At 72.5% G+C, this 14,718-nt stretch carries 13 protein-coding genes; 4 read left to right on the top strand and 9 right to left on the bottom strand.

What is annotated here, in order from left to right; translation table 11 throughout:
* Positions 1–67: 67 nt before the first annotated feature.
* From OH804_RS10475 to OH804_RS10450, 6 genes are all read right to left on the bottom strand, one after another.
* Positions 68–694: a restriction endonuclease gene (locus OH804_RS10475; protein ID WP_406064665.1), complete on the bottom strand. Its 627-nt coding sequence runs from the start codon at positions 692–694 to the stop codon at positions 68–70.
* A 253-nt stretch (positions 695–947) separates the two neighbouring features.
* Entirely contained in the window at positions 948–1,520 is a 573-nt protein-coding gene (locus OH804_RS10470) for a hypothetical protein (RefSeq protein WP_406064663.1), read from the bottom strand.
* A 52-nt stretch (positions 1,521–1,572) separates the two neighbouring features.
* Positions 1,573–1,842 carry a DUF559 domain-containing protein gene (locus OH804_RS10465; RefSeq protein WP_406064661.1) on the bottom strand — a complete coding sequence of 90 codons (270 nt, stop codon included), beginning with the start codon at positions 1,840–1,842 and terminating at the stop codon, positions 1,573–1,575.
* Between the two features lie 51 nt (positions 1,843–1,893).
* Positions 1,894–2,514 carry a hypothetical protein gene (locus tag OH804_RS10460; protein WP_406064659.1) on the bottom strand — a complete coding sequence of 207 codons (621 nt, stop codon included), beginning with the start codon at positions 2,512–2,514 and terminating at the stop codon, positions 1,894–1,896.
* A 199-nt stretch (positions 2,515–2,713) separates the two neighbouring features.
* Positions 2,714–4,339, bottom strand: a complete 1,626-nt coding sequence (locus OH804_RS10455) for an ABC transporter permease (protein WP_406064657.1) — start codon at positions 4,337–4,339, stop codon at positions 2,714–2,716.
* Positions 4,336–5,340 carry an ATP-binding cassette domain-containing protein gene (locus tag OH804_RS10450; RefSeq protein ID WP_406064655.1) on the bottom strand — a complete coding sequence of 335 codons (1,005 nt, stop codon included), beginning with the start codon at positions 5,338–5,340 and terminating at the stop codon, positions 4,336–4,338. Before OH804_RS10450 ends, OH804_RS10455 begins: the two co-directional genes overlap by 4 nt.
* A gap of 109 nt (positions 5,341–5,449) precedes the next feature.
* Here OH804_RS10450 and OH804_RS10445 point away from each other — a divergent pair, with 109 nt between their 5' ends.
* Positions 5,450–6,391 carry a TetR family transcriptional regulator gene (locus tag OH804_RS10445; protein WP_406064653.1) on the top strand — a complete coding sequence of 314 codons (942 nt, stop codon included), beginning with the start codon at positions 5,450–5,452 and terminating at the stop codon, positions 6,389–6,391.
* A gap of 45 nt (positions 6,392–6,436) precedes the next feature.
* On the opposite strand, the gene OH804_RS10440 is transcribed toward OH804_RS10445, so the two are convergent.
* Positions 6,437–8,230, bottom strand: coding sequence for an ABC transporter ATP-binding protein (locus OH804_RS10440; RefSeq protein ID WP_196923301.1), 1,794 nt, complete (start codon positions 8,228–8,230; stop codon positions 6,437–6,439).
* Positions 8,231–8,312: 82 nt separating this feature from the next.
* Here OH804_RS10440 and OH804_RS10435 point away from each other — a divergent pair, with 82 nt between their 5' ends.
* Both OH804_RS10435 and OH804_RS10430 read left to right on the top strand, forming a co-directional pair.
* The gene (locus tag OH804_RS10435) at positions 8,313–8,744 is read left to right on the top strand and encodes a MarR family winged helix-turn-helix transcriptional regulator (protein ID WP_196923302.1); all 432 of its coding nucleotides are present in this window, start codon (positions 8,313–8,315) and stop codon (positions 8,742–8,744) included.
* A gap of 97 nt (positions 8,745–8,841) precedes the next feature.
* Positions 8,842–10,626, top strand: coding sequence for an N-acetylglutaminylglutamine amidotransferase (locus OH804_RS10430; RefSeq protein ID WP_406064650.1), 1,785 nt, complete (start codon positions 8,842–8,844; stop codon positions 10,624–10,626).
* A gap of 26 nt (positions 10,627–10,652) precedes the next feature.
* Here OH804_RS10430 and OH804_RS10425 read toward each other — a convergent pair whose 3' ends face one another.
* Positions 10,653–11,786, bottom strand: coding sequence for a glutamate--cysteine ligase (locus tag OH804_RS10425; RefSeq protein ID WP_406064648.1), 1,134 nt, complete (start codon positions 11,784–11,786; stop codon positions 10,653–10,655).
* A gap of 96 nt (positions 11,787–11,882) precedes the next feature.
* Between OH804_RS10425 and OH804_RS10420 the strand changes: the two genes are divergently transcribed.
* A complete protein-coding gene (locus tag OH804_RS10420; protein ID WP_406064646.1) occupies positions 11,883–13,544 on the top strand; it encodes a DUF885 domain-containing protein in 1,662 nt (553 codons plus the stop codon).
* On the opposite strand, the gene OH804_RS10415 is transcribed toward OH804_RS10420, so the two are convergent.
* On the bottom strand, positions 13,498–14,718 hold the full coding sequence (locus tag OH804_RS10415; RefSeq protein WP_406064644.1) for an RNA polymerase sigma factor: 1,221 nt from the start codon (positions 14,716–14,718) through the stop codon (positions 13,498–13,500). The two genes, OH804_RS10420 and OH804_RS10415, sit on opposite strands and share 47 nt — an antisense overlap.

Below are 14,718 nucleotides of genomic sequence, written 5' to 3'. Positions count from 1 at the left end.
GCGCCTCGGTGGTGACCCGGATCAGCAACTCGGAGATGCCCGGTGACTTGACCCGCTTCCCGGCGCTTCAATGCGATCCGCCTCCCGCGATGGACCCCAGCGCTGGTCTCCCCGTCCAGGCCCACATTTCCAGCGCATCCCGGTCGACGAGCGTGATGTTGAGCTGCCGGGCTATCTGAATTCCGTCGCCCGCGGTGAAGAAGCTGTTGGTCACGAGCATGCAGATGTCGCCACCGTGGATGACCCGGCAGGTGCCGGCGAACCGTTGGATCGCGGCACTGCCCACCCGGTTACTGGGGCTCTGCCGCTTGCACTGCACCACGACGCGTCGGCCGTCGGGGGCGATCGCCAGGACGTCCGCTCCCCGGTCACCGGGGCCGCCGCACACCGTCACGTTCCGAAACCCGGACGCGACCAGGATCCGGGCGAACCACTGCTCGAACTCGGGGCCGCTCATCGTGTCGGTCACCGCGATCAGCCTGTCCCGCTGGGCCTGATCGGCCCGCTCGCGGGCACGCTGCTTCGAGATGAGAAGACCGACCGTGGCCGCCGCCATTACGACGAGGCTCACCAGGAGAGCGGACCAGTATGGATGCCGCTGCACGAAATCGATGACCATGCGGAGGAGGACGAAGCCGACGACGGCGCACAGCGCCAGAGCCCAGCCGTTGGCAGATCTGCCGCCACCGGCCACGCGGCGGACCGTCGATCTGCGCCGAACGCTGCCCGTGCGCCGCCTTCGGTAGTGCGCCCGAACCCGCGCGCCACCCTTCCTGGTGTGGGACCTGACGTACGGCACGAGTTACCTCCTCCGTCGAGGAAGCCTCAGTGTCGCGGTAGCGTGCGACAAACCGCCTGCACGGCCGTCGATGCTGTCCGGTACCCGTCAGTCGACGTCAGCCGTCGGGACGCCACGACCGCCAGGACACGCCTCCGGCTCGGCGCGCTCAGTTGGCAGGCACCTGCGGCGTCGCGGTGGACCGGTCGACCAATGCCTGCCGCAGCGTGGCGGACTGCTCCACCGATCCCCCGCTCACCCCGAGACTGTGCCGGGCCGCCCGGTAGTAACCGTCGCGGGCCTCGTCGACGCGGGTCAGCATCTCCATCACGTCCGACGGCGGCTCGACGATTCCCCGGGCGAGCCGTTCGACCTGCCAGATCGCATCCCGCCAGGTGGCGGCGGCGGCAACCGTCGGCTGGTCGCCGAGCAGCAGCAGGTTCTCCCAGACGATGGTGCGCCGAGCGTCCGCCTCGGCCAGCCGGGCCAGCCCTTCCTCGCGGTCGATGGGGTGGCTCCGCGATCCCGGCCGGTGGTCGGCCGTCAGGCGCAGCGCCACCGCGTGGCTCTCCTTGAGGGCGTGCGCGTAGTCGACGTACGCGTCGAGCCGCCGCTCGTCCCAGCGGACGCTCTGGCTTCGCCGCCACCGCGCGCGGTCGGCGAGGGAGGTGGCGAGGATCGTGCCCAGGGTGCCAACCAGGACGCCGAGGAGCGCCGGAAGCTGCGTCAGAAGATCGTTCACGCGGTCGAGGCTGCCAGCCCCGGGCAACCCTCGTCCGTCCCGGCCCATCGCGTCAGGTCCGACGGGTCGCCAAGATAGCAAGGGTTTCCCGGCGTACTTCGTCGACGTCGTGCACGAGGCGGCGGTGGGCGAAGCGGACGACCAGGATCCCGACGGCCGCCAGTAGGGCATCACGGCGCAGGTCGATCTCCCGCTGGCCTGGGCTGCCGTGGGTGGTGGCCCCGTCCAATTCGATGTTGACCCGTTCCCGGTCGGCGAACATGTCGGGATACACCAAGCGGCGCCCGACACGGACCGGCACCTGCCGGCGGAACGGCGGCATCCCGGGACCGGTAAAGACGTGCTCGTGTGCCCAGATTTCGAGCGGGCTGCGTCAGCCGTCGGCAAGCTTCGTCAGCAGATGCCGGAGCGCCGCACGGTCGATCAGCTTCGGTGCCCGCTCCAGGGCTGCCGACAGCCGTTCGGGGGTCGTCAGCCAGTCGTTGACCGCCCGGATTACCAACGCCTGCCGGTCGGCGGGCGGCACCGTCGGCCACGAGTCGACGAGGGCCTGTTCGAGGCGGGTGACCATCAGGCCCCGCCGGACTGTCACCTGCGGCGTTTCGATGGTCAGGCCACGGCGTCGATGCACGATCACCCCGGGGCGGGTGCGCAGACTCGCGCTCGCCGGCGCACTCAGGTGCACGAGGTCACCAACCGCCTCGGGGCGCAATCCCCACACGGCGAGCGCGCTGAGATGACTGAGCGCGCCGTAGCCGCCGGTCCAGGCGAGAGCCGCCCGCTGACTCAGCGCAGGATCGAGTCGACTCAGAACCGGAACGCCGGGTCGCCCACCGACGAGGTGCGCCGCCACGAACACCTCGGGTAGCACCCGTACCAACTCGCCGTTACGGCACGCCTGCTGAAGCGTCCATGACGGCACCACCTGCCCGGCCGTTCCGAGCGTCACCAGCCCTCCGCCAAGCTCCACGAGTTCCCGAAGCACCGAGTTCACGCACGGAACCGTGCAGCCTCACCCCAGCCCTCCGCAACCGCACGAGCCGGCCCTCTGTGGACAGCCACCGACCTGTGTACAACGCCCGGCCGGAACCCTCGTGTGCTAAATCAGGTGATCGGTGGCAGCTCAGCAGGGCCGGCGTCGGCGTGTCGAGTCGCTGAGCTGCCAGCGATCATCGGGACGCCCGAGCCGTGGCTCAGGAAGGGACGTCGCGGTGGCGGAAGGCGGCCACGCCGACGGCGAGCAGGGCCGCGGCGACCGCCGCCAGCACCACCAGGGGAAGCGCCGTCGGGTCGACAGCGGGCACGGCCGGCACATGGGTGTACGGCGAGACGTTGAGCGCGGCCTGCGGCAGTTCCAGCACCGCGCCGAGCTGCCCGAGGAGCAGGAAGACCAGCAGCGCCGTCCAGGACAGCACCACCGACCAGCGGGGCAGCAGCCCGAAGATCGCGGTCACCACGCCGGCGATCACGAGGAGGGCGGGCAGGCGCAGCAGCGCGGCGCCGCCAAGCTCGACGGCCTGGCCGAGCGGGTCTCCGGTGACGATGCCGTAGCCGAGGCCGGTGGTCACGCCGGCGAGGAGCAGCAGGGCGACAGCGCCGAGCGTCGCGGCGAGCACCTGGGTGCCGAGCCAGCGGGTACGGCTGACCGCCGTGGCGAGGGCCGCCTCCAGCACCCCGTCGGCTTCGTCGCTGCGGACGCGCAGCAGTGCCTGCACGACGTACGCGCCGATGGTAAGGGCGAAGAGGCCGAGCATCGCGGCCAGGTACGCGTTGATCAGGTCGGCTCCGCCACCCATCGCGTTGATCGCTTCGGCGGCGGCCGGATTCGCGTCGATCATGTCGTCGAACTCGTCGGCGGCGACGCCCATGGAGAGGCCGAGCACCGCCACGCCGATCGCCCAGCCGAGCAGTGTGCCGCGCTGCATCCGCCAGGCCAACCCGGTGGGGCTGAGCAGCCGTGGCGCGCCGGTGGCCGGCCCGCGCCGGGGGGCGATCAGGCCGGCGCCCTGGTCGCGTCGCTCGGCGAGGGCGTACGCCAGCGCCACCCCGGCGAGCAGCAGTACGACGGGCAGGGCGAGCACCCACCAGCGTTCACCGTCGAAGGCTCGTACCTGGTTGCCCCAGCCGAGCGGGGAGATCCACGACGGCCAGGCGCTGCGTACCCGGGTGCCGTCGGCGCTCTGGTCGCCGAGCACGTCCCCGGCGGCGCGTAGCACGAAGGAGAGCCCGACGATGGCGGCAGCGAGCGCGTTGGCGCCGCGTGCGGTGACGGAGAGCTGGGCGGTGACCGCGGCGATCGCGGTGAAGGCGACCCCGACGCCGCCGATCGCGGCCGCTGCCGCGACAGAGCCGGCGAGCGGTAGACCGGCGCCGACCAGGGCGACCGCGAGCAGGGCGGCGGCCACTGTGTTCGCCGCGACGATGACGAGCAGCGCGGCGGTGAGCGACGCGTACCGGCCGACCACGTTGGCGCCCAGCAGTTCGGCGCGGCCGGTCTCCTCGTTCTGCCGGGTGTGCCGGGTCACCGCGAAGGTGCTCAGCAGCGCGACGATCAGGGCCAGCGTCACGTACGTCTCGGCGACCACCACGGCACCGAGGTCGGTGCCGTGGATGGGGCCGTTGAAGGCGCGGGCGACCAGGCTGGATGCCGAGGTGGTGGCGTAACCCAGCCGGGCCTCCTGGTCCGGGTAGATGCCGGCGACGCTGCCGGCGAGGGCGTAGCCGAGCAGGGGTGTGCCGAGGATCCAGATGGCGAGGCGGATCCGGTCGCGGCGCAGCACGAGCCGGGCCAGCCGGGTCGTGCCGGTGAGGGCGCTCACCGGGCACCGCCCTGCGGGGCGTCAGCGTGCGCATCGGCGGCCGACGCGCCAGCGGCCGGAGCAGCCGAGGCGCCAGCGGCGGGATCGTCCAAGGCGCCGGCGTCCGAGGCAGCGGCGGCCGGGTCGTCGCCGTAGTGGCGCAGGAAGAGCTGCTCCAGGGTGGGTGGCGTGCTGGTCAGCGCGCGGACGCCGAAGCGGATGAGCTGGCCGAGCAGCTCGTCGAGGTGGGCGGGGTCGACCTCCAGGTGGGTACGACCGTCGACCTCGTGCACGTCGTGCACGCCGGGCAGCGCGTCCAGACCGGTGACCGGGCGGGCGGTCTCGACGGTCACCGCCGTGCGGGTGAGGTGGCGCAGCTCGGCGAGGGTGCCGGATTCGACGGTGCGGCCCTCGCGGATGATGCTGACCCGGTCGCAGAGCGCCTCGACCTCGGCGAGCACATGGCTGGAGAGCAGCACTGTGGCGCCGGCCTGCTTGACCCGCCGGACCTCGTCCTGGAACACCGCCTCCATGAGGGGGTCGAGGCCGGAGGTCGGCTCGTCGAGCACGTACAGCTCCACCGGGGAGGAGAAGGCGGCGACGATGGCCACCTTCTGTCGGTTGCCCTTGGAGTAGGTGCGGCAGCGGCGGGTCGGGTCCAGGTCGAAGCGGTGCAGCAGCTCGTCGCGGCGACGCCGGTCGAGGCCACCGCGCAGTTGACCGAGCAGGTCGATGGCTTCCCCGCCGGTGAGGTTGGGCCAGAGGCTGACGTCACCCGGCACGTACGCCAGTCGGCGGTGCAGGCGGACCGCGTCGCGCCACGGGTCGGCGCCGAGCACCTGGGCGTCGCCGGAGTCGCGGCGGAGCAACCCGAGCAGGATCCGGATGGTGGTGGACTTTCCGGAGCCGTTGGGCCCGAGGAAGCCGTGCACCTCCCCCTGCTCGACGTTCAGGTCCAGCCCGTCGAGTGCCCGGATGGCGCCGAACGTCTTGACCAGGTTGCCGATCGAGATGACGGGCATGACCCCTCCTGCCGTTGGCTGCGTCGAGAGTCACCACTGTACTGACCGCTGGTCAGTAGAATCAACGGTGATCGTGCCCACCGGTCAGGACGTCGCTAGGCTGGCCGGCATGACGGCCGATCCCGCGGACGACACCCGTACCCGGATCCTGCGCGCCGCGCTCGACCTGTTCGCCGAGCACGGCTACCAGCGGACCTCGCTGCGGCAGATCGGCGAGCGGCTACGGCTGACCAAGACCGCCATCCTGTACCACTTCCCGGCCAAGGAGCACCTGCTCGCCGCCCTGATCGAGCCACTGCTGGCCGACCTGGAGAGGCTGCTCGACGCCACACAGGGACAGCCGACCGAGCAGGCCCGGTGGACGGTGCTGGAGGGCTGGGTGGACGTCATGCTCGCCCACCGCCGACCGCTCGGCATGCTCTATCACGACATCGCGCTTGTCGGTCGGGGCGACACATACCATCGATTGATCACGATTGCGATGCGGGCGAACGACGTCATCGCGGGGCCGGACGCCGGGCGTCGGGAGCGGGTCCGGGCGGTGCAGGCGGTCGCCGCGTGCAGCGATCCGATCGTTCTCTTCACCGACGTGCCGGACGAGGTGCTGCGCGCCGACATGCTCGACGGCGTACGCCGACTGCTGGCCCCGCCGCCCACGGACGCCGCAGCCCCGCCGCCCCTGAGCGCGGCAGCCGGGCCGCACGCGAACGCGGGAGCCGGACCGCACGCGGACGCCGCGGCCGGGGCGCGCACCGAACTCGCGGCCGGGCCGCGCGGGACCACGACGGTCCCGGCGTCGGCGCGCGAAACCCCGGCGCCCGGGACCGGGAGGGACGCCGCACCGAGGAACACGACCCCGGCGACGCCATCGGACGCGGCCGGCGGAGCGGCGGGCCGGCGTCGACGGCCGGGACGGCCGTCCGCGCTGGGGCGGGAGCAGGTCGAGGCGGCCCGGCGGATGCACGCGGCGGGCACCCACTCGGTGGACGCCATCGCCGCCGCACTGGGTGTCTCGCGGGCCACCGTCTACCGCCACCTGACCACACAATAATGAGACGGTTTCAAGACTATTTCGAGACGGTTGTGAGTCGGGAACTCAGGCCGCCAGCGTGGCGTAGCGGCCGTTGCGGTCCAGCAGGCTGTCGTGGGTGCCGGCCTCGACGATGCGACCGTGGTCGAGCACCGCGATCTGGTCGGCGTCGCGGACGGTGGAGAGCCGGTGGGCGATGGTGATCGTGGTGCGCCCCTGGGCGAGCACGTCGAACGCCCGCTGCACGGCGCGTTCGGTCTCGGTGTCCAGTGCGCTGGTGGCCTCGTCGAGGACGAGGATGCGCGGGTCGCGCAGCAGCGTCCGGGCGATGGCGAGGCGCTGCTTCTCACCGCCGGAGAACCGGTGGCCGCGGGAACCGACCACTGTGTCGTACCCGTCGGGCAGCCCGGCGATGAGGTCGTGGATCTGGGCGGCGCGGGCGGCGTCCTCGATCTCGGTGTCGGTGGCCTCCGGCCGGGCGTAGCGCAGGTTCTCCCGGACGGTGGTGTGCAGCAGGTACGTCTCCTGGCTGACCACCCCGACGATCGCGGCGAGGTCGGCCAGGCGCAGGTCGCGCAGGTCGACGCCGTCGACGGTGATCCGGCCGGCGGTCGGGTCGTGCAGCCGGCTGACCAGCCCGGCGAGGGTGCTCTTGCCGGAGCCGGTCTCGCCGACCAGGGCGAGGCTGGTGCCGGCGGGCACGTCGAGGGTGACCCCGGCGAGGGCGGCGGTGTCACTGCCCGGGTAGCCGAAGGTGACGTCCTCCAGGCGCAGGTGGCCGCGCACGTGGGCAGGGTCGAGGCGGACCGGCTCGGCGGGGTCGGCCACGTCGACCGGCAGGTCCAGGTATTCGAAGATCCGGGCGAAGAGCGCCAGCGACGCGGTGAGCGAGACCCCCACGTTGAGCAGCCCCATCAGCGGCCGGAACAGGCCGCCCTGCAGGGCGGTGAAGGCGACCAGGGTGCCGATGCTCAGCGTGCCGGCGGTGCCGGGCAGCCCGGCGGCGAGGTAGATGACCGCCGGTACGGCGGCGAAGATGATGCTCATCGAGGCCATCCGCCAGCGGCCGGCCAGCTCACTGCGCAGTTCCAGGTCGACCAGGCGGGCCGAGGAGGCGGTGAACCGGTCGATCAGCGCGGGGCCGGTGCCGAGGGTCTTCGCCAGTTGTACGCCGCTGATCGAGAGCCCCTCCTCGACTGTGACGTTGAGGTCGGCGAGTTCGCGTTGCCGCTGGGCGGTGATCTCGCGGCGCATCCGGGCGACCCGTCGGGTCAGCCAGATGGCCGGCGGCAGCACCACGAGCGAGACCAGGGAGAGCTGCCAGGAGAGCGCGACCATGGCGACCACTGTGGCGACCACCGTGGTGAGGTTGGCGGCGACGGCGGTGGCGGTGGAGGTGACCACCGACTGCATGCCGCCGATGTCGTTGGTGATGCGGGACTGCACCTCGCCGGTGCGGGTGCGGGTGAAGAAGCCGAGCGACTGGCGCTGGAGGTGGCTGAAGACGTCGGTACGCAGCCGGTGCATGACCCGCTGGCCGACCTGGGTGGAGATCCAGGTCTGCACGACGCCGAGGGCTGAGGTCACCGCCGCGACGGCGACCATGCCGAGGACCAGCCAGACCAGCAGCGTCACGTCGCCCTGCGGCAGGGCCCGGTCGATCACGGCGCGCAGCAGGAACGGGCTGGCCATCGCGATGATCGAGGAGACCACGATGATCGCGGTGACGGCGGCCAGTGCGGGCCGGTGGGGGGTGAACAGGCGACCGATGCGGCGCAGCGACACCTGACGGGCCTGGGCCTTCTCTTCGGCGCTGAGGGTGCGGTGGCCGCGGTCGCGGCCCTTCGGGGTGGGTTCCAAGGGGGCACTACCTTTCGTCGGCAATATTGCTGAGGTTACCTCATCATGAGGGAGCAACCACATATCCTGCTACCGTATTCCGGTGACCGAGCACACCGTCGACAGCGCCGACGACGAGAGCCTGGCGGAGACGTTCTGGGCCGTGGCGTCCCGTCTGCGCCGGCAGACCCGCGACTCACTGGCGCCCTGGGATGTCACCCCCAGCCAGTCCCGAGCCCTCGGCGTGCTGGCCCGCCACGGCGAGGTACGCCCCGGCACCCTCGCCGAGCACCTGCGCATCGCGCCCCGCTCGGCGACCGAGGTCGTCGACGACCTCCAGACCCGAGGGCTGGTCGAGCGCCGACCCGACCCGGGCGACCGCCGGGCGACACTTGTCGCGCTCACCGAGGAGGGCGACCGCGTCAGCACCGCCATCCGGGCCGCGCGCCGGGCCGAGGCCGACCGCTTCTTCGGCCACCTCAACGACACCGACCGCGCCGAGCTGGCCCGCATCCTGCGCACCCTGCGCGGCTGACGGGTTTGCCCGCCGCGCGCACGGGTAGCCAGCGCCCCCGTCCGGTCGGCGGGACCGGCCGGCACCGGTCGGGGCGAGGTGACGGGAGGCCCGGCTGATGTGCGGGATCAGCGGGGAGGCGCGGTTCGACGGCCACTCGCCCGACGCGGCGGCGGTGACCCGGATGACCGAGGCGATGCGCTCACGCGGCCCGGACGACGAGGGGCTGTTCGCCGACGGTTGGGTGACCCTGGGGCACCGCCGGCTGACCATCATCGACCTGTCCGAGGCGGGCGGGCAGCCGATGGTCCGCGATGACCTGGGCCTGGCCCTGGTCTTCAACGGCTGCATCTACAACTACCCGGAGCTGCGCGAGGAGCTACGCCGGGCCGGGTACGCCTTCCACTCCACCAGCGACACCGAGGTGATCCTGGTGGCGTACGCCCACTGGGGTGAACGGTTCGTCGACCACCTGGTCGGCATGTTCGCGATCGGGCTGGTCGACCGGGTCCGGCGGCGACTGATCCTGGCCCGCGACCGGCTCGGCATCAAACCGCTCTACCTCGCCGAGACACCGGGCCGGCTGCGGTTCGCCTCCACCCTACCCGCGCTGCTGCGGGCCGGCGACGTCGACACCGGCATCGACCCGGTGGCGCTGCACCACTACCTGTCCTGGCACTCCATTGTGCCCGCGCCCCGGACCGTGCTGCGCGGCGTGCGCAAGCTGCCACCGGCCACCCTACGGGTGATCGAGGCGGACGGGCGCAGCCGCGAGGAGGTCTACTGGCGACCCGACTACGTGCGGGAGCCCGCCGACGCGGGGATGGACGCCGCCGACTGGCGGGCCGCGATCGGCGACGCGCTGCGTGCGGCGGTACGCCGACGGTTGGTCGCCGACGTGCCGGTGGGAGTGCTGCTCTCCGGCGGACTGGACTCCAGCCTGATCGTCGCGTTGCTCGCCGAGGCCGGCCAGCAACACCTGCGGACGTTCAGCATCGGCTTCGACAGCCACGACGGGGAGTCCGGCGACGAGTTCCACTACTCGGACCTGGTGGCCCGTTCGTACGACACCGACCACCATCGGATCCGACTGGCCGACGACGACCTGGTGCCCGCCGTCCGACGAGCCGTGCTGGCGATGACCGAGCCGATGGGCAGCCACGACGTGGTCGCCTTCCACCTGCTCTCCGAGCAGGTGGCGCAACACGTGAAGGTGGCCCAGTCGGGGCAGGGCGCCGACGAGGTGTTCGCCGGCTACGGCTACCACCAGCCACTGGTCGAGGCGCCCCGGCACGGCGCCGCCGAGACGTTCGCCGCCGCGTTCTTCGACCGCGACCACGACGAGTTGCGCCGCATCGTCGGCCCGGCGTACGCGCTGGAGCACGACGCCAGCCGGGACCTGCTCGCCGGGCACCTCGCCGCACCTGGGGCGCAGACCGCGCTGGACGCCGTGCTGCGTCTGGACACCCACCTGATGCTTCCGGACGACCCGGTCAAGCGGGTGGACAGCATGAGCATGGCGTGGGGTCTGGAGGTGCGTACGCCCTTCCTCGACCAGGACCTGGTCACCCTGGCCGCGCACTGCCCGCCGGAGCACAAGGTCGCCCAGGGCGGCAAGGGCGTGCTCAAGGAGGTCGCCCGGGAGGTGCTGCCGGCCGAGGTGATCGACCGGCCGAAGGGCTACTTCCCGGTGCCGGCGCTGCGCAAGGTGGACGGTCCGGTGCGCGAGCTGGTCGCCGAGGCGTTGCAGGCGCCGGCCGCGCGCGAGCGAGGGCTGTTCCGCCCGGAGTACGTGGCCCACCTGCTCGCCGAGCCGGACCGGGCGGAGGCGGCGGCCGGCAGCAACAAGCTGTGGCAGCTCGGCCTGCTGGAGCTGTGGCTCCAGACCCACGACATCCGTTGAGGCATCGGTCCGCCGCACACGCGCGGTCAGCCGGCGGCCGTGCGGACGACCAGGTCGTCGAGGACCGCGCGCAGGTCACCGGCGCGGTCCAGCACCTGCCGCTGCCGGGTGGCGCCGGTGCCGTCGCGGCGCAGCCGGGCGAGCTGCGCCAACACGTACCCGAGGTCGCCGTGGCGCAGCAGGGCCGGGGCGATCACCGCCATCAGCTCGTCGACGAGCGCCCACGCGGGCCGGGTGCCACCGGCACGCAGGTCGATCAGATCGCCGTCGAGACCGTCGTGGGCGGCCCGCCAGTGCGCCGCGGCGACCAGGCAGTCCCGGACGTCCGGGGCGGTCACCCCTGCGCGTACGTCGTCGACGAGGGTGGCCACGAGGGACCGGACCAGCGCGGCGACCAGCACCGCGTCGTCCACCTCGGTGCAGACGTCACCGACGCGCACCTCCACCGTCGGATACGTCGGCGACGGCCGGGCGTACCAGTAGACCATCGCCGCGTCGAGCATGATGCCGGCGGCGATCAGCTGGTCGACAGTGCGGTCGTAGTCGGCGGCGGAGTCGAAGTACGGCGTCGGTCCGATGCTGGGCCACCGTTCCAGCTGCATCGAGCGCCAGCTGGCGTGCCCGGTGTCGTACCCGTCGTGCAGGGGCGAGTTGGTGGTGATCGCCTGCACCACCGGCAGCCACACCCGCAGGTGGTTGCAGACCTGCACGGCCAGTTCCCGGTCGGGCAGTCCGACGTGCACGTGGCAGCCGCACACCGCCGGGTCGTGCGCCACCGGCCCGTACCGGCGCGACATCGCGTGGTAGCGCGGCTCGTCGGGGACCGTCCGCTGCGGTTCGGCCACCGGAGTGGCGCCGACCGCCACCAGCCGGGCCCCGGCCGCCGTGGCGGCCTCGGCGGCGGAGCGGCGCAGCGCCACCAGGTGTGCGCGCAGTTCGGTGAGGTCGGCGCAGACCGGGGTGACCATCTCCACCATGCTGTGCCGGAACTCCTGGCGGCTCTGGTCCCGGGCGGGGCCGCGCAGCGCGGCGAGCACCTGGTCGGCGACCGGCAGGTTCCGGCCGCTGCCCGGGTCGAGCAGCAGGTACTCCTCCTCCACGCCGAGGGTGAGGGTGGACAGGTCGGGTGCGGTGTCGACGGCCGTCGGACGGTACGCCATGGCCCCTCCCATCCCCTGCTGCGGCGGTGCCTCGGGTTCCCGGCCTACCCCGATGACAAACACGCGGAGGCCAGGTAGCGCCCTAGCATTGCTCCAATGATCGAGGACTTCGCGGATCGGCTCCTGTGCGACATGGCCAGCCTCGACCCCTGCACAGCGGTCGTCGAGGCTGGCGAGCAGGACGTCGACGCGCTTACCGACTACAGCCCGGAGGGCCACCAGGCCCGCGCCGACCTCGCAGTCCGCGCCCTGTGCGAGCTGGAGACCCTGGGCGACGCACTGACGGCCGTGGGCCCGCTGTACTCCCACCTCGCCGAACGGCTGCATACGCGTATCGCCTTCCACGACGCCGGCGAGGATCTACGCGAACTGCACGCGGCGGCCACCGGCCCGCTCCAGCTCATCCGCCAGGCCGTCGAGGCCGCGGTACCCGGCCCTGGCGCCGAGGGCGCGGCGTTCGAGGAGGCCTGGGCTCGTGTCGGCGCACGCATGGCCGCGATCCCCGCGGCTCTGGACGGGTACGCCCGCAGCCTCCTAGTCGCCGCGGAGCGCGGCAATCTGCCGGCGCGGCGCCAGGTGGAGCTCGTCACGCAGCGCTGCCGAAACTGGATCGACAACGACGCGGCAGTGGTGAATTGCTACGGCGAGGGGCGTCAGCGGGCGTCGTTGCAGGCCGCAGCGACGGGCGCGCGAGAGGCGTATCAGAAACTCGCCGAGATGCTGAGCGCAGACCTGGCACCGCGGGCCGTTGAGGAGGAGGCGTTCGGCCAGCAGCGGTACGCACTCTGGGTGCGCGCCTTCCTCGCGGCCCAACCTGATGTGCGCGAGCTGTACGACTGGGGCTGGGACGAGTTCCGAGCGACTGAGGCAGAGCTGATCGCGGAGGCGAAGGCCCTGGGCGGGAGCGTGCCCGAGGTGCTTGCCCGGCTCGCCAGCCCCGACGCACCAGGCGCCCTGCACAGCAGGGAGGCGTTCGCCGCGTGGCTGCAGGAGCTGTTGGAAGCCGCCGTCGAGCGGCTGGACGGCGTGTACTTCGACATCCCCGCCCCGCTGCGGAGCATCGAGTCGCGGTTGACCACGTCGTCCGGCATTGCCTACATCGGGCCGTCGCGGGACCTGACGCGGCCGGGCCGGGTCTGGTGGTCCATCCCCGAGGACGCGACGAGTTTCCCCACCTGGTACGCCTACAGCACCGCCTATCACGAGGGTGTTCCCGGCCACCACCTCCACCTCGGCTCCGAGGTCTGCCAGGGAGGCCTCGGGCAGAGACTCAACCTGCTCGGCGGCCTCTCCGGCAGTCAGGAGGGTTGGGCACTGTACGCCGAGCGGTTCATGGATGAGCTCGGGCTCTATGAAGAGCCGGGCGCTCGACTGGGGTACCTGTACATGCAGCTCCTGCGGGCAGCCCGGGTCGTGCTCGACATCGGCCTGCACCTGCGACTGCCGATGCCCTCCGGTGGCGGAGCAGTGTGGACGCCTGATGCTGCGCTGCAGCTGCTGCGGGACCGCTGTCACCAGGGGCCCTACGCGTCCGCCGAGCTCGGGCGCTACCTGGGGCGGCCGGGGCAAGCGCTGGCCTACAAGGCGGGTGAGCGGGTGTGGCTGGCAGGCCGCTCGTCCTTCCCCGGCGACCGGCGCGCATTCCATCGTCACGCGCTGGAGCTGGGTTCGCTGGGCTTGGATCAGTTGACAGCTTCCCTCGATTCCCGGCCTACCCCGGTGGCAGACACGCGCTCACGGCCGTCGCGCGTGCGGTGAGAAAGGCCCGTTCGGCCGCGTTGTCCGTCAGGGCGACGGCCGTCCGGTACGCCTCGACGGCCTCCCCGCCCCGGCCGAGCCGGGCCAGCAGGTCGGCGCGGACCACGTGGTAGACGTGGTAGCCGACCAGGTCGAGGCGGTCCACCTCGGTCAGCGCCACCGCCGGTCCGGACATTTCGGCGACCGCGACGGCCCGGTTCAGCGCTACCACCGGGCTGGGGGCGACGACCGTCAGCTGGTCGTACAGCTGAAGGATCTGTGCCCAGTCGGTGTCGGCGGCGCGCCGCGCGGCGCTGTGCACGGCGGCGATCGCGGCCTGGATCTGGTACGGGCCGGGCCGGTCGCGGCGCAGGCAGCGGCGCACCAGCGCCTGCCCCTCGGTGATCAGCTCGGCGTCCCACCGGGCCCGGTCCTGGCTCGGCAGCGCCACCAGCTCACCCTCGGCGTTGGTCCGCGCGTCGCGGCGGGACTCGGTGAGCAGCATCAACGCGAGCAGACCGAGCGCCTCCGGCTCGTCCGGCATCAGCTCGACCAGCAGCCGGGTCAGCCGGATCGCCTCGACGCACAGCTCGGCGCGGACCAGCTGTCGCCCGGCGCTGGCCGTGTACCCCTCGTTGAAGATCAGGTAGAGCACCGCGAGAACAGCGTGCAGCCGGTCGGGCAGGTCGGCGTCGCGCGGCACGCGGTACGGGATCCGAGCGTTTCGGATCTTCGACTTGGCACGGACCAGCCGCTGCGCCATGGTCGGCTCCGGCACCAGGAAGGCGCGGGCGATCTCGGCGGTGCCCAGTCCGCCGAGCAGCCGCAGGGTGAGGGCGACCCGGGTGCTCGGGGCGAGCGCCGGATGGCAGCAGGTGAAGATCAGCCGTAGCCGGTCGTCGTGCACCGGTCCCTCCTCGACGGGACTGTCGGCGGCGAACAACAGGGCCGCCTGGGCGTGCCGGTCGACCCGGGACGCGTCGCGGCGCAGCCGGTCGATCGCCCGGTTCCGGGCCGTGGTGATGATCCAGCCGGCCGGACTGGGCGGCAGGCCGGTCGTCGGCCAGCGCGCCACCGCGACGACGAAAGCCTCCTGGACGGCCTCCTCGGCGAGGTCGATGTCGCCGAGGAGGCGAACCAGGACGGCGACCGCTCGGCCGTACTCGGCGCGGAACACCGCCTCCACGTCTGGCAC

Source organism: Micromonospora sp. NBC_00860 (assembly GCF_045207375.1).
Classification (GTDB): domain Bacteria; phylum Actinomycetota; class Actinomycetes; order Mycobacteriales; family Micromonosporaceae; genus Micromonospora; species Micromonospora vinacea.
Note: the sequence above shows the minus strand (reverse complement) of the source record. Positions and strands in the feature narration are given on the sequence as shown.

Bases quoted from the DNA above. Each gene is read 5' to 3' on its own strand.
- OH804_RS10465 (WP_406064661.1), bottom strand. From the start codon at position 1,842: ATGCCGCCGTTCCGCCGGCAGGTGCCGGTCCGTGTCGGGCGCCGCTTG.
- OH804_RS10420 (WP_406064646.1), top strand. From the start codon at position 11,883: ATGATCGAGGACTTCGCGGATCGGCTCCTGTGCGACATGGCCAGCCTC.
- OH804_RS10425 (WP_406064648.1), bottom strand. From the start codon at position 11,786: ATGGCGTACCGTCCGACGGCCGTCGACACCGCACCCGACCTGTCCACC.
- OH804_RS10430 (WP_406064650.1), top strand. From the start codon at position 8,842: ATGTGCGGGATCAGCGGGGAGGCGCGGTTCGACGGCCACTCGCCCGAC.
- OH804_RS10445 (WP_406064653.1), top strand. From the start codon at position 5,450: ATGACGGCCGATCCCGCGGACGACACCCGTACCCGGATCCTGCGCGCC.
- OH804_RS10450 (WP_406064655.1), bottom strand. From the start codon at position 5,340: ATGCCCGTCATCTCGATCGGCAACCTGGTCAAGACGTTCGGCGCCATC.